Here is a 14,341-nt window from a genome sequence, read left to right as displayed (position 1 = left end):
CCGTGACAGTGCCGAAGGCCGGCCTGCAATCGGCCGGATAGGGCAATACCCATCCCGAAAAGGAGCAGACTTCCGGCAGGTGTCACCGAAGCGATGTTGTTGAGCCGATGGTACCGCTTGGGACGTTAGACAGTGCGCAGCACTGAACGGACAGACGGACGTGGCGATCTCGACGACTGGGCCAGCATCGACTGGCCGGCCGTGGAACGCAGCGTACGACGGCTGCAGGAACGGATCTTTCGGGCCAGCCAGAACGGCGAGACGGCGAAGGTAAGGAACCTTCAACAGCTCCTCGTTCGGTCGAGCGCCGCGAAGCTTCTGGCGATCCGTCAGGTGACTCAGGTCAATCGCGGCAGGAAAACACCAGGGATCGACGGCAAGGTGTGCCGATTGCCGCCACATCGACTCGCGTTGTTCAGGAAAGGTCTGAGTCTCAAGGGCTACCGTCCCAAGCCGGTGCGTCGGGTCTACATCCCGAAAAGCGACGGCCGGCGGCGGCCCTTGGGCATACCGACGATCACGGACCGGGTGATGCAGGCCATCGTCAAGCTGGCGCTGGAACCGGAGTGGGAGGCTCGTTTCGAGCCGAACAGCTACGGTTTCCGGCCGGGGCGATGCCCGATGGACGCGATCGAGGCCATCCATGTCACGCTCGCCCGCAAGGGCAGCAGCCAGTGGGTGCTCGACGCCGACATCGCCAAGTGCTTGGATTGCTCATCAGACTGCCCCCCGGTTCATTGTTGCCACCGCGAAGAGGTCGGTAGGGGCGTCCGGGACCTTGATTCGTAAGCCTTTTCGGCGCCCGAGGCCGACGTGCACGGCCTCCAGTTCGCCGCGCTTTACACGCTGCAACACGGTCTGACGGGTCACGCCGAGCAGTTTGGTGGCCTCGATCATCGGGACGAAGCCAGGCGGCGCGGTCTCGACGAAACGGCCGCGCAGTTCGTCGGTGATGCGGATTTGCCAAGGCGCGCCGGGCGTCGGCTGTTCTGCCGGGATGAATCCGGCTTCGATCCAGCGGAGCAGAGTGGATGGCGCCAGACCGAACACTCTTGCGCCCTTGCGCACGGAGACGGGTTCGCCAGCCGGCGGTTCGGCAGGAGCCTTGCAGCCTGCAATGCTTCGGTAATGGCGCAGGGCCTGAACATGGTGAGCGGTGAAGCGGGCGCCAGACACGGTGCGGCGGCTCTGGCGATTGAGAACACCGGCGATGACGCCGTCGGCATGGTGGGTGGCCAAGCGCCGAATGATGTCGATCGTCTCCTCGTCGGTCTTGCGGGTCGCCGGGTTGGAACGCGGGAGCGGGACTTCCAGGTGGGAGATGTCGCCACCGCGCCAGCGGATCGCCAGGCGGGCGCGATACTCGGCCCGCTCGATGACGAAGGTCACTTCTTCCAGAAGAGTGCGGAGCAGTTCCTTGCGGTCACGCTCGGTGGTGGTCGGAGCCGACCACACGTGCCTTACGTCGTTGCCAAGGGCGAGCAATACACTGCGCTCGTCATCGCTCAGACGGCGGGGTCTCTGCCGTTGGCGGCGATCCATCTCTGCCTCGGCCTCGCCGAGTTCGCGAAGCCGCGCCTCCCACTGCGCTTCCAAGCCGCGGGCGACCAGGCGATTGTCGGGGTCGACGGCGCGGTAACGGCGTTCGGCCAGCGATGCCTCGTACCGCCGTCGTTCGACCTCGAGGCGCCATTGGTCCAATGCCGCGTCATGGTCGGCTTCCAGGCGCTCGGCGGCGAGGAGCGCGGCCTCCATCCCGGCGGGCTCGAGAGCCGTCAGGAACGCCTCGGTCACCGCAGCGTCGATCTGGCATCCGCCGACGTTCAGGCAATACTCGCCCCGGCCATTGGCGATGTTCTTGCCCGAACAGTGGTAGCCCGGTCGGTTGTTGCGGCCCCGATAATGGGTCCGCAAACGACGGCCGCAGTGGCCACAGACTGCCAGACCCTGCAGGAGAGCCGGACCTTCGCGGACGGCCCTGCCAGCTTGAGCGGAACTGCCTTCCGCATCGGCATGATGAGCCTTCGGCCGGGTATTGGTGTCGATGCGCAAGAGGTTGGCCTCGTACGTCTCCCAGTCGATGTAGCCGGGATGATGGTCGCGGATCAGCACCGACCACTGATCGCGGGACAGTCGGCGCGATCGGCGGCGCATGTTGCCCTGGTCGTCAATATACCGTTCGAAGCGGGTGCGGCCATAGGTGTAAGCGCCGGCATAGCAGGGGTGGACGAGGACGCCATGAACGGCATGATAGGTCGGAACCACCCACTGCACGTCGCGCCCGAACGATCGGGTGTCCTGCAGGGGAAAGAGCAGGCCGTTCGAGCGGAACCACAGCCAAGCGCGCCGTGCCGAGCCGGTCTCGGCGAACCGGTCGAAGACGTTGCGGATGGCATTGACCACGGCCTCGTCGGGATGGAACAGGACCTCACCATCGGCTTCACCCCAGACGAAGCCGGTCGGAAGCCCGCGGCGCAACTCGCCGCGCGCTGCCTTGTGGCGGATGCCGCCGTCGAGGCGGGCGCGCAGGATGTGCAGTTCGGCTTCCGACATGGTGCCTTTGAGGCCCAGCACCAGCCGGTCGTTGAAATCGCCGGGGTGGTAGAGCCCGTCGGTATCGGCGATCAGCGTGTGCGTCAGAGCGCACAGGTCCAGCAGCCTATACCAGTCGGCATTGTTGCGAGCCAGGCGCGAGACCTCCAGGCAAAGCACGATGCCGACCCGGCCCATGGCGACTTCGGTGGCCATGTGGGCAAAGCCGGCGCGGCCCGCTGCCCTGGCGCCGGAAAGGCCGAGGTCGCCATCGACGACGGTAATGGCGGCGCGCGGCCAGCCGAGCTGCAGCGCTTTGTCAACGAGAGCGTATTGGCGACGCGTCGATTCGGTGTTGTTCTCGACCTGCGCGGGGGACGACTGGCGGATGTAGACGAAGCCGGCCCGGCGCAAATGATCGGGGCTGACGGCGTTAAGGTCAGTCATGACTGGGCTCCTTGCTTGCTGACGGCGCTGCCGCCGCCTCATTCGCGGGCGGCTTGCCGGCGGCTTTGCTGATAATCCGCGCCAGAACCTCGACGAGTTCGGCGTGCTGTGCCGGGAGGAGCCGAATCAACGGGTTTGCTGGTTGTGGGGTGGGAAGGAAGTTCAGGGACAGTTGCACCAGTGCCCTCCGTGCCGATCGGCTGCTGATGGTCGGCGCCCGTGCCGGCCGGGCTCCTCAGCAGACCGTCGACGACGGTGCGCAGCTGCATCAAGTTCGCGATCGTCCCCAGTCGGGACGTTGGATCCGGTGGCGATGGCATCGCGCATGTGCGCTCCGGGGCCTGTTCGCCACGACCGAAATCGGTCCAATCGGCAGGAACCAGGACAGGATCGGCGTTCGACGGCGCAAGAAGAAAATGTAGACGGCCATCCCGCTTCCGCCTGCCAAGTACAGCGACCGACTTCCCTTCAAGCGCGTGGCACGGCCGGACGACGGTTACTTGTTCCGGAAGGGGACGGTGGTGGGTAGTCTGTCGAGTGATCGTTCGACAGCATCGATCATGCGGCGCTGCTGGCGCGCGTGCCGGTATTTACCCCCGTGATCCGACGCTGGCTGAAAGCCGGCGTGGTCGAGCTCGGCAAGCGGGAGGAAACGATGATGGGAACGCCGCAGGGCGGGATCATCTCACCGCTCCTTGCCAATATCGCTCTTGATGGGATGGAACGACTGTTCGGGTCGGAACGGCGGAATGGACGGACCATCTGCCCTTCCGCGCGGAAGGGCATCCACAAGGGCGTCAGCCTGATCCGGTATGCTGACGACTTCGTTGTCACCGCCCCCTCGCGGGAGGTGCTCGAAGACTACGTCATCCCGCGGTTGACCGAGTTTCTCGCCGACCGCGGGTTGAGCCTGAGCGAAGCGAAGACCCGCATCGTCCACATCGGCGACGGGTTCAACTTCCTCGGTTTCAACATCAGGCGCTTTCCCAATGGGAAGCTGCTCACCCAACCGCAAAAGGAGAAGGTGATCGCGTACCGACAGAGACTGTCGCAGTTTCTGCGAGCGCATCGGCAGCTTCCCACCGCCGAGGTGATCAGGGCATTGGCGCCGGTGATCCGGGGCTGGTGCAACTATTACCGGCACGGCGTGTCCAAGCGCATCTTCAGCGCCCTGGACAATTACGTCTGGACCATCGCCTACAAGTGGGCGAAACGCCGCCACCCGAAAAAGAGCCGGAGTTGGGTTGTCCATCGATACTTCGGCATCGACCACGGGCGCGGCTGGGTCTTGTGCGCCGGCGGAAGTCAACTCCCGCAGCACGGCGCGGTACGGGTCTCCCGGCACGTGAAGGTGAAAGGTCAAACCAGTCCGTTCGACCCCAGCCTGCGCCAATACTGGGAGGACCGCCGCAAACATCGCTTGCTGCGGGAAACAACGCGGGTCAATCGCGTCCGACTGCTGAAACAGCAGGACGGCCGCTGCGGTGTCTGCCGGGCAGTCTTCGACGAAGACGCTCTCGAAGAACGCGGGATCATCACGCTCAACCGCCGTGATCCCGCCGCCGCAATCCCCTCCCCTGTCCTCGTCCACCGATGGTGCCGGCCCGGCCGTGTACCCCGGGGGCCTCGATGATGCTGGCAGATGCTTAAGCCGTATGCGGGGAAACTCGCACGTACGGTTCTGAGGGGGCCGAAAGAGCAGAAATGCTCTCCCGGCTACCCGACCCCCGAACGCAACTGTATCTTCTTTTTCTTACGATTTATCCGTCTGTTGTGAAAGTGCAGTTCGGCGCTGGGGCTGGTGCGGCTCAACAGGGTCTCGATGCAGACGTCAATTGCGGCCGCCGGCGGGCAGGGCCGTCCGTCGGATCGTGCCCAGCGACGGGCTCCGCACCCAGAAGGGCCATGCGTCGCGGTCGGTCGCCGTCGCCTCCGCCTCGCGCAAGTCCAGCCTCAACCGGCTCCTCCGACCGAGACACTCGTGTCCGGTTTCTTCCAGCCCGCGCCGCGCATCCCGTCGAGGAGGCGCTCGATGATCGGCTCGTCGATGTGGTGAATTCTCAGGGCGGCCGCGGGGTCGCTGGCAAAATAGGGGACCCGCAGCGCCAACTCGTCGAGCGCCGTCTTCGCTTCGGCCTGATCGCCGAGCGCCGCTTGCGTCATCGCATAAAGTGCCAATCCGATTCCGCTGACCGTCGTCTGGGCTTTTTCGGCCTCCACGAGCGCCTGCGCGTAATCCCCCTGGAGATAAGCATGCATCGCCAGCGAGGTGTAGTACCAGGCCGGGGGCGATGGACAGCGCTCGATCGCCCACCGCAGATAACCGAGCCCTTCATCCCAGCGGCCGCGGAACGCTAGCCGCCATCCGAGCTGCGCCGAGGCTTCGGGGTCGTTCGGATTGAGCGCCAGCACTTCCCGTTGAAGCTCTTCGGCCTTGTCAAATTCGCCGCGGTAAAAGCTCACCGCAGCCATCGCTTGCAGGCTCAGCGGCTGTTTTGGCGCGAGCGCAACGGCCCGTTCGGCAAAGACTCGCGCCTCGTTGAGCTCCGCGGCCGCGTCCGCCTCGGGAACGAACCTGTAGCGAGCCGCATCGAGATGGAGCCATCCGAGCAGGGCGAACGCCTCTGCGTAGGCCGGATCGAGCTGCACCGCTTCTTCGAGGCAGGCGCGCGCCCCCGGGTACATATCGCGGGAAAAGGTGGCACGATACGTGTACGCTCGCAGGACACATCCATAGGCGAACATCGACTGCGGCGGATTGCGATGGAGCTGCGCCACGGCCGCGTCGTTGATCACCCCATAGGGCTGCGCGAGGCGCATCGCGAGCTGCTTCGCCAGGTCCTCCTGGACGTCCAGAAGATTGTCTGGCGTGAGCTTGCGATCGAACGTCTCGCTCCACAGCATCCGCCCGCTCGTCGCCTCGACGAGTTGGACGCCGATCCGCACCACGCCGCCGCCGGACCGCACGCTCCCCTTGACCACGAATGCGACGGCGAGGCTGCGCCCTAGGTCCACGGTGTCGGCTTCTGCGCCCTGCCGGAAGCTGGCCGCTGCGGAATACAGTCTGAAGGCGTCGAACCGCATCAGATCGGCAATGAGCTGTTGGGACAGGCCGGCGGCCAAGTACTTGTCCTCGTTACCGTCGCTCAACGCCTCGAAGGGCAGAACGATGATTGTGGCGCCGTGCTCCTGCGGCTCGGGAGTCGCTGGACCGGCGCTTTCGAGGAGGTGCCGGGTCCATAGCCATCGGCCGCCTCCTGCCGCGATCAGCAGAACGATCGCTGCCAATCCGAAGACCAGGATGTGGCGGCGGGCACGATCGGACCTCCTGGCCGCCCGATCGAGGCCCGTGTCGGTCGTTGGCTCCGGCACGACTTCCGGAGCAACTGGAGACTGTGCCGATGGACCATTCACATCGCCACCGTCCTGCCACCCGAACAACGGAACGTAGGCACCTTTGGGAATGGAGATCCGTACCGGATCGCGGGTTCCGTCATTCGCGTAGTAGCCGTCGAGACCCCGGCGAAGGCGCCGTGCTTCGAGGCGCACGACTGGGTCGGTCTGCGAATCGAAGGTCTCGTCGCGGCCGAACACGGCGACCGCGACGGTAAAGCCCTTCAGCCTGTCGCCGCGCCCAGCCAGCGTCTCTTCCACCAGGAACCGGAACAGCGCCTTGCATTTCGAACTCGCGGCGAAGGAATTGCTCGCCAGGATGCGTTCCAACTGGCCGCGCACATCCGCCGCGGACGGTTGCGGAGCGTCGTCTCCAGCCTTGCCCAGTGGTACGGAATAGATCATGCCCCCGGCGCCCTTCACTACTTCCCCCGGCGGGTCGCTCGGCGCCCGCTCTTTCCGTCCACCTTACTTTCATATCCGCCGCGAAAGAACAGCGATTCGCGGAGTGGCGAAGATCTCGGCGGTTTGAGCACGGGGGGCGCGGGCGATCAGCGCCGGCGGCGCGCCGACGCCCGTACGAACATGTTCGAACGTGTTCGTACGGCGCCATCGATCCGCCGCCGTGCTAAGCGGAACCATACGACTGAAGCGGCTAGTCCGCAGTCCTTGGCGCAGGGAAGGCTGGAGCCGGTGAAAGAGGTCGAGCTGATCCTCTGCCTGTTTCCCGGGAACGAGCTGACGATCCGCCGGCTTCACGCGCGCGATGAGACATTTCGGGCTGTCTGCGGCGATCTTGGTGAAGCCCTACGCGCGCTTCGTTACTGGGAGTCAACGGGGCCCGCCGCCGAAATACGAGCAAAGCAGTACCGCGAGTTGGTGGGCGAACTAGAGAGCGAGATCGCGAATTTTCTGAAGGCTTTCGAACGATCCGCACCGGGTGGAGGATGAGGCAGTCCACCGAGGCGTGACCTCCACGGGGTTCGGCATGTCTTCATGGGAGAGGGAAACAGAGCGATGAAGAAGCGGCAATTGCGCAGATCGACCGCCCGGATCGCGGGGGCGTCGGGGGCGGTGGCCCTGGTCGCCTATCTGGCGGCGGTCGGAATGGCCGCTCCGGCGGCGGCTCAGGAGAATAAGCCGAATATCCTGTTCATCATGGGAGACGACATCGGCTGGATGCAGCCGAGCTACTACCACCGCGGGCTGATGGTGGGCGAAACGCCCAACATCGACCGTATCGGCCGAGAGGGCATGGCGTTCACCGACTACTACGCCATGCAGAGCTGTACGTCCGGCCGTAACGCCTTCTTCACCGGCATGTATCCGCTGCGCACCGGCATGATTCCGCCGCAGCTGCCCGGCAGCCCGTCGTGGCTGCGGCCGGGAACCCCGGCGATCGCCCAGTTCCTGCTCGATCTGGGTTACACCACCGGCGAGTTCGGCAAGAACCACCTCGGTGACCACACCGAAGCGCTACCGACGGCGCACGGCTTTCAGGAGTACTGGGGTTACCTCTATCACCTCGACGCCATGCAGCAGGTGAGCTTCCCGGACATCAACAAGAGCTCGACGGAGCAGGGCATCGCGCCGCCATGCAAGAACACGCCCATTCCTGGTTTGGCCGAGGTTCCCGGCGCCGTGGACCCCAAGACTACGATCTGCCTGACGCCGCCACGGCCGGTCCTCGCGTGCAAGTCGTCGGACGGCACGATGAAGAACCAGACGTGCACGGACCAGGGCCCGCTGACGCTGGATCGATCGAAGACGGTGGACGAAGAAATCTCGGCCAAGGTCATCGACTTCCTCGACCGCAACGACCCTAAGAAGACCAATAAGCCGTTCTTCGTCTGGTACAACCCGGCGCGCATGCACGTCAGCACCGTGCTCTCGGACAAGTACATGGCGATGGTGGGTGAGACCGGCGGCAAGGACTGGGGCATCAACGAGGCCGGCATGAAGCAGATGGACGACAACATCGGCTACGTGCTGAAGAAGCTGGAGGACATGGGACAGCTCGACAATACCATCGTCGTCTTCACCACCGACAATGGCGCCGAGGCCATCAGCTTCCCCGACGGCGGCATCACACCGTTCAAGGGGCAGAAGGGCGAGGCCTGGGAAGGTGGCTACCGCGCGCCGCAGGTCGTCCGCTGGCCGGGGCACATCAAGCCGGGCGTGTGGACAAACCAGATGTTCGCCGCCCTCGACTGGCTGCCCACATTCGTCGACATCGCGGGTGGTCCCAAGGGAGACGGGCTGAAAAAGCAGATCGAGGCCGGCAAGTACCCCGGCATCGTCAAAACGACGCTCGACGGCTTCGACCAGGCGGATTTCCTTGAAGGCAAATCGGAGAAGTCGGCACGCGATCACTTCTTCTACTACTCCGGCGCGACGCCATCGGCGGTCCGCTACAAGAACTGGAAGATGTCCTACACCATGGCGCAACCCGGGGCGGAGGGCTGGCTCCTGCCGCTGATCCCCTACCACTGGACTCTGGTGCAGAACATCAAGCGCGATCCGTTCGAGCAGGCGGTCGGCCTCAACCAGAAGACGGCAATGGGCCTCGGCGGTGCAATCGGCGGCCCGGTGACCGCCTATATCTATGACTGGAACATGCTGCCGATCGGCCAGCAGCTGTGGTTCAAGGAACTCGAGTCCTACAAGGAGTTCCCGCCGCTGCAGGCTCCCGAGACGTACAATCTGACCGGAATCCTCGATCAGATGAAGAAGGCTGGTCACCCGAGCGACTAACCGGTTCCGTGAGGATTGGCGCGGGTGTCCGACTTGGACGCCGCGCCACCTTTCGCGGCGATCCGACGTGATAAAAACCATCGAATGGAACTACCCCGTCGGACCGGCACGTGAATACCTACGCAAAACATTTCGGGAAATGTGAGGGAGAACTACAATAGCAGCTCGTTATCTGTTGGCCGCCTTTGCGGCGGGGACAGTTCTGGTCAGCGGTGCAGCGCAGGCGCAGCAGAACGTCTGCCAGGGCAATATCGCACAGGTCCTGTCCGAGCACGGCGTGAAGCTGAGCGAGGTGGCCGACCCCCAGTGGCAGGCCCTGCGCTGGGCGGCGGCCGGTCGCAACGGTCCGGTAAGCGGGTATCAGTTCTACGGACGTCCGGCTTCCCGCTCGAGCGGCAGCCTTAATATTTCGGTTACGACCGGCTGCGAAATCTCCGACATGCACACCGAGGGCGGCTCCATGATCAAGGGAGTTCCGAATTACTGGTGGTAAAGACGGCCACAAAGAGTCTGTGCGACACGTCGTGCGATATTAGGAAGGCTTTCCGCAATGGAACCGTGCAAGAAGTCTTCCATGGTTTTTGTCGCGTTTCTCGTTGTGATTTGGCTGGCCGTTCCAGCACAGGCCGCGGACGATCCGCTGGCCTCGTGGAACGGCGGGCCACCCAAGCAGGCGGTGCTCGCCTTCGTCGCCGCGACGACCGACAAGGTGAGCCGCAGCTTCGTGCCACCCGAAGATCGCATCGCCACCTTCGATCAGGACGGCACGCTGTGGGCGGAGCACCCGCTCTACACGCAGGCGATGTTCGCGCTCGACCGGGTTCACGAACTGGCACCGAAACACCCCGAATGGAAAAAGAAGGACCCATTCAAGGCGGTTCTCGCCGGAGATCGCGCGGTGATGGCGAAATTCAGCGAGGGAGACTGGGCGGAGATCATCGCCGTCACCCACGCCGGGATGAGCACCAAAGAGTTCCTCGTGATCGTCGAGCAGTGGCTGGCGACTGCCAGGGACCCGCGTTGGAAGCGGCCGTTCACCGGGCTCGTCTACCAGCCGATGCTGGCGGTGATGAATTACCTGCGGGCCAACGGCTTCCGGACGTACATCGTCACCGGCGGCGGCCAGGAGTTCGTGCGCGTCTATAGCGAGCGGGTGTACAGCGTGCCGCCGGAGCAGGTAGTGGGATCGAGCATCGCCACCAAGTTCGAGGTCCGCGAAGGCCAGCCGGTGCTGATGCGCGAGCCGAAGATCTTCGTCGTCGACGATCGCGCCGGCAAAGCCATCGGCATCAACCTGTTCATCGGCAAGCGACCACAGGCTGCGTTCGGCAACTCCGGCGGCGATCGCGAAATGCTGGAGTGGACGGGGGCCGGCGACGGTGCCCGGCTGATGATACTGGTCCTGGACGACGACGCCGAACGCGAATACGCCTATGGGCCTGCGGCGAGCCTCCCGGACACCAGGGTGCGAACGTTCAGTACGTCGCTGATGGACGAGGCGAAGCAGCGCGGCTGGACGGTGATCAGCATGAAGAACGACTGGAAGCAGATATTCGCCGCGGAGGCGAAGCCTTGATTGAGGATGCCCCTTGATGCGAATTCGCCGCCGCCTGGTTATCTGGGGAGTGCTGCCGGCACTCCTCGCGCCGGGAGTCGCCATGGCGGATGAGGCCGGGGATACCGCATCCGAGACAGAAACCGCCGTGCACGGCACCCTGAACAACGGGGAGGACATCACGTTGCCGAGAAATCTCTTCCAGGTCCGCGAGCGCTACGCGCAGCTGCCCGACGCCGAGGGCCGCGAGCCGGAGAAGTGGACCACGACGCTGCGCGCCGACCTGTGGACCGGCTTGGGCGACGGCTGGAAGCTCTACGGGCGCCTCGATCAGCCGCTGGTCTATGCCCACGAGGTGACCAGCAGCTTCAACCCGAACGGACACAGCCGCTTCGGCCAAGGCGACCTCCTGACCGAGATCGCGATCATCGCACCACCGCCGAACGCGCGGCTCGGCTACGGCGCAGGCGTACGGGTGGCCTGGCCGTCGGGCGGCCTGAACGCGGCGGGAGACGGCAAATACCAGATCGGACCGGTGCTCGGCGCCCGCTACAGCCTGCCGGAGCTCGGCCCGGGCAGCTTTTTCTTGACGCAGGTGATCTATCTGAACAGCGTCGCCAGCCGCAACCACAACAGCGGCCGCGCCGACATTGATCAGCTGAACATCCAGCCGAAGTTCAACGTCGCGCTGCCGGACAACTGGTTCCTTACCGCTTACGCCAGCGAAAATATCCAGATAAATTATGGAGACGATGGAAAGTTGTTTCTGCCGTTCGACCTCATGGTCGGCAGGACGATCTTCGACAGAGTCGTCGCTTCATTGGAGTACTCGCGCCAGCTGATTCATGAAAAAGGCTTTGAGCCTTACCAATGGCAGCTGGAGGGCCGTATCGGGTATTATTTCTAAGATAGTAACGGACGTGTACTTGCGCATGCAACCCGGATCCGGGCGAATAGGTCGATGCTTGTTACACGAAAAGAAAAATAGAGGTAGGGGGCATCACCATGTTCTTTTTGTGATCGACGATCCGTAATCTGATGTCTTGCCTGGTTCTCGTTGCGGCAGCCGCCCTGATCCCGCCGTCGGCTCCGGCCTGGGCACAAGCTGCACATGATCATTGAAAGCGGTCAGCTGTGATCATCGAAAGCGGCCGGCCGTTTTCATGGAAAGCGGTCAGCTGTTTTCACGAAAGCGGCCACGCATGGGCAAGCCGGACGGCACGCGTTTTGGTTGAGTTCCGGGTCTGACCTGACTGAAAGCGGTATGAGCGCCTCTCTGGTTTTTTGCCGGGAGGAACTGGATGCCGCGAGGATGGTCAGACATGAGACGTGTGAAGGAAGTTCTGCGGCTGGCCCGCGAGCTGGGCTATTCGCGCCGGCAGATTCAGGATTCGGTCCGGCTGGGGCGGACGACGGTAGGCGAGTATCTGGCGCGCGCCGGCACGGCTGGCGTGCGCTATGCCGACGTCGCCGAGATGAGCGAGGCGGCGGTCGAGGCGGTGCTGTTCAAGTGCCCTGAGCTGACCGTGGTCCGGCCGACGCCCGACTGGAGTGCGGTGGCGGCGGATATGCGCCGGCGCGGGGTGACGTTGCAGCTGCTCTGGCGGGAGTATCGCGACCGGCACGCCGACGGTTACAGTTACAGCCAGTTCCGCCGCCATTACCGCGCCCACCAGCGGCTCCCGGCCGAACCGCGGCTGCGGCGGACGCCGGCGCCGGCGGCGATGTGCGAGGTAGACTACGCCGGCCAGACGATGGCGGTGGCGACGCCGGGCGGCGAACGCCAGGCCAGCGTGTTCGTCGCCTCGCTGCCGTTCTCGACCCTCATCTACGCCGAGGCAACCTGGACGCAAGGCGCCGAGGACTGGCTGGCCAGCCATGTCCGGATGTTCGACAGCTGGGGCGGTTCGGTGCCGAAGCTGGTGCCGGACAATCTGAAGACCGGCATCAGCCATGCCAGTTTCTACGATCCGGCGATCAACCGCTCCTACCTGGAGCTGGCGCGCCACTACGGCATCGGCGTGGTGCCGGCGCGGGTTCGCAAGCCGCGCGACAAGCCGCTGGCCGAGAACGCGGCGCAACAGGTGCAACGCTGGGTGCGGGCGGCACTGCGCAACCGGGTGTTCTTCAGCCTGGACGATCTCAACCGGGCGATCCGCCAAGAGCTGGCGGTCTTGAACGATCGCCCGCTCAGCGCCGACAGCACGCTGAGCCGCGCCAAGCTGTTCAAAGCGCACGAGTAGCCGCTGTTGAAGGCGCTGCCGCCCGAGCCGTTCGAGATCGGCCGCTGGTGCCGGCACAAGGTGCCGCCGGATTATCACGTGGTGATTGAGGGCGTCGCCTACTCGGTGCCCTACCGGCTGATCGGCAAGACGGTCGATGTGCATCGCACGGCGAGCCTGGTCAGCATCTTCCACAGGGCCGAGCGCGTCGCCAGCCATGCCCGGCGGCTCGCCTCGCCGGCGACGGTGCGGCTCGCGGTCACCCTCGACGAACACCGGCCGGCCAGCCATCGGGCGGTGTTGCGGCTGACGCCCGAGGCGGTACGGGCGACGATCACCGCCTTCGGCGGCGCCGTGGCGGTGCTGGCCGAGTTGATCTTCCAGGATGCCGATCACCCCGAGCAGGCGGCCCGCCAAGTCGCCGGCCTGATCCGGCTCGGCGCCCGCTACGGCACCGCCGCCCTCCAGGCCGCTGCCGCGGCGGCGCTCAGCGCCAACGTACGCTCGTATCGCTACGTCCGCCAGTGGCTGTCCAGCGGCCGGATCACCGACCCGATGTCTGCGGCCGATCCACCCGGCGGCGGCGCCGGCCTCCACCAGAATGTCCGCGGTTCCACCTACTATCACTGAGACGGAGAGACCCCATGCACCACCCAAATCTCGAGAAGCTGAAGGCCTTGAAGGGCATTGTCACATCTTCACGAGACGCTCGAACTGGGGAAAGCTGCTCGCGTGTGTTCACGCGACGCTCGTAACGATGCTCCATTGAGCAAAGGCGGTGGCACGGAAGATACGCAGGGTTCGGCGCGAGATCAGATGGCGTTGGACGTTGAACGTGTTGTAGACGGCAGCGTGAGCGGACAGAAAGCGCTGGGTTGACCCCGGGTTCTTGAACCTCAGCCACGCCCGCTCTCGTCGTCGCACGGGCTGGTGTGAATTCTCGGCGCGATTGTTCGAACGGCCACCAGTTACGTGTCGTCGCTGCATGCCGAGCGCGCGAAGTGCTGCCCCATAGGATCTCAGCTTGTCCGTCACGATGGCGTCGGGACTCATTCCCCGCGTTTTCAACAACTTGCGAAGAAGTTTAAGCGCAGCATGCTTATTGCGGCGGCGTTGGACCAGGATGTCCAGCACTTCCCCTTCGGCATCCACAGCGCGCCACAGATACATTGGTCGACCACCAATCGAGACGAACATTTCGTCGAGATGCCACCGTCCGACCGGTTTCGGGCGTCCAGCCTTGAGCCGCTTCGCGTAAGCCGTACCGAACTTCATCACCCAGCGACGGATCGTTTCGTAGCTGACGTCCAGGCCGCGTTCGGCCAACAAATCTTCGACGTCCCTGAGACTGAGCTGGAAACGAAGATAGAGCCACACCGCGTGCTGAATCACGCTCGGCGGGAATTGGTGACGGGCGTACGAGACAGGCTGCATCCCC

The 14,341-nt window shown here is 64.5% G+C and carries 11 protein-coding genes and 1 pseudogene; 8 read left to right on the top strand and 4 right to left on the bottom strand.

Annotated elements, in window-relative coordinates:
- Positions 1-132: 132 nt before the first annotated feature.
- Positions 133-789 (top strand): reverse transcriptase N-terminal domain-containing protein, encoded by a 657-nt coding sequence (locus tag IPK66_15680; protein ID MBK8176646.1) that lies wholly within the window; start codon positions 133-135, stop codon positions 787-789.
- Here IPK66_15680 and IPK66_15675 read toward each other — a convergent pair.
- Entirely contained in the window at positions 718-2,979 is a 2,262-nt protein-coding gene (locus IPK66_15675) for a recombinase family protein (protein ID MBK8176645.1), read from the bottom strand. The genes IPK66_15680 and IPK66_15675 overlap by 72 nt on opposite strands.
- A complete protein-coding gene (locus IPK66_15670) occupies positions 2,972-3,157 on the bottom strand; it encodes a hypothetical protein (GenBank protein ID MBK8176644.1) in 186 nt (61 codons plus the stop codon). Before IPK66_15670 ends, IPK66_15675 begins: the two co-directional genes overlap by 8 nt.
- Before the next feature lie 402 nt (positions 3,158-3,559).
- Here IPK66_15670 and IPK66_15665 point away from each other — a divergent pair, with 402 nt between their 5' ends.
- Complete coding sequence (locus IPK66_15665) at positions 3,560-4,612, top strand: hypothetical protein (protein MBK8176643.1); 1,053 nt, start codon at positions 3,560-3,562, stop codon at positions 4,610-4,612.
- Between the two features lie 320 nt (positions 4,613-4,932).
- On the opposite strand, the gene IPK66_15660 is transcribed toward IPK66_15665, so the two are convergent.
- Positions 4,933-6,777, bottom strand: a complete 1,845-nt coding sequence (locus IPK66_15660) for a hypothetical protein (GenBank protein MBK8176642.1) — start codon at positions 6,775-6,777, stop codon at positions 4,933-4,935.
- A 288-nt stretch (positions 6,778-7,065) separates the two neighbouring features.
- Here IPK66_15660 and IPK66_15655 point away from each other — a divergent pair, with 288 nt between their 5' ends.
- From IPK66_15655 to IPK66_15630, 6 genes and pseudogenes are all read left to right on the top strand, one after another.
- The gene (locus tag IPK66_15655; protein ID MBK8176641.1) at positions 7,066-7,323 is read left to right on the top strand and encodes a hypothetical protein; all 258 of its coding nucleotides are present in this window, start codon (positions 7,066-7,068) and stop codon (positions 7,321-7,323) included.
- Between the two features lie 66 nt (positions 7,324-7,389).
- Positions 7,390-9,126, top strand: coding sequence for an arylsulfatase (locus IPK66_15650; GenBank protein MBK8176640.1), 1,737 nt, complete (start codon positions 7,390-7,392; stop codon positions 9,124-9,126).
- A gap of 175 nt (positions 9,127-9,301) precedes the next feature.
- A complete protein-coding gene (locus tag IPK66_15645; GenBank protein ID MBK8176639.1) occupies positions 9,302-9,619 on the top strand; it encodes a hypothetical protein in 318 nt (105 codons plus the stop codon).
- 57 nt (positions 9,620-9,676) lie between these two features.
- The gene (locus tag IPK66_15640; protein ID MBK8176638.1) at positions 9,677-10,702 is read left to right on the top strand and encodes a haloacid dehalogenase-like hydrolase; all 1,026 of its coding nucleotides are present in this window, start codon (positions 9,677-9,679) and stop codon (positions 10,700-10,702) included.
- Positions 10,703-10,718: 16 nt separating this feature from the next.
- Complete coding sequence (locus IPK66_15635) at positions 10,719-11,588, top strand: hypothetical protein (protein MBK8176637.1); 870 nt, start codon at positions 10,719-10,721, stop codon at positions 11,586-11,588.
- A 394-nt stretch (positions 11,589-11,982) separates the two neighbouring features.
- A pseudogene (locus tag IPK66_15630) lies at positions 11,983-13,533 on the top strand (IS21 family transposase).
- A gap of 108 nt (positions 13,534-13,641) precedes the next feature.
- Here IPK66_15630 and IPK66_15625 read toward each other — a convergent pair.
- Positions 13,642-14,337, bottom strand: a complete 696-nt coding sequence (locus IPK66_15625; protein ID MBK8176636.1) for an IS6 family transposase — start codon at positions 14,335-14,337, stop codon at positions 13,642-13,644.
- Positions 14,338-14,341: the final 4 nt, after the last annotated feature.

Source organism: Rhodospirillales bacterium (assembly GCA_016712595.1).
Lineage (GTDB): Bacteria > Pseudomonadota > Alphaproteobacteria > Rhodospirillales > Defluviicoccaceae > Defluviicoccus.
Note: the sequence above shows the minus strand (reverse complement) of the source record. Positions and strands in the feature narration are given on the sequence as shown.

Bases quoted from the DNA above. Each gene is read 5' to 3' on its own strand.
- IPK66_15660 (MBK8176642.1), bottom strand. From the start codon at position 6,777: ATGATCTATTCCGTACCACTGGGCAAGGCTGGAGACGACGCTCCGCAA.
- IPK66_15650 (MBK8176640.1), top strand. From the start codon at position 7,390: ATGAAGAAGCGGCAATTGCGCAGATCGACCGCCCGGATCGCGGGGGCG.
- IPK66_15635 (MBK8176637.1), top strand. From the start codon at position 10,719: ATGCGAATTCGCCGCCGCCTGGTTATCTGGGGAGTGCTGCCGGCACTC.
- IPK66_15640 (MBK8176638.1), top strand. From the start codon at position 9,677: ATGGAACCGTGCAAGAAGTCTTCCATGGTTTTTGTCGCGTTTCTCGTT.
- IPK66_15625 (MBK8176636.1), bottom strand. From the start codon at position 14,337: ATGCAGCCTGTCTCGTACGCCCGTCACCAATTCCCGCCGAGCGTGATT.
- IPK66_15675 (MBK8176645.1), bottom strand. From the start codon at position 2,979: ATGACTGACCTTAACGCCGTCAGCCCCGATCATTTGCGCCGGGCCGGC.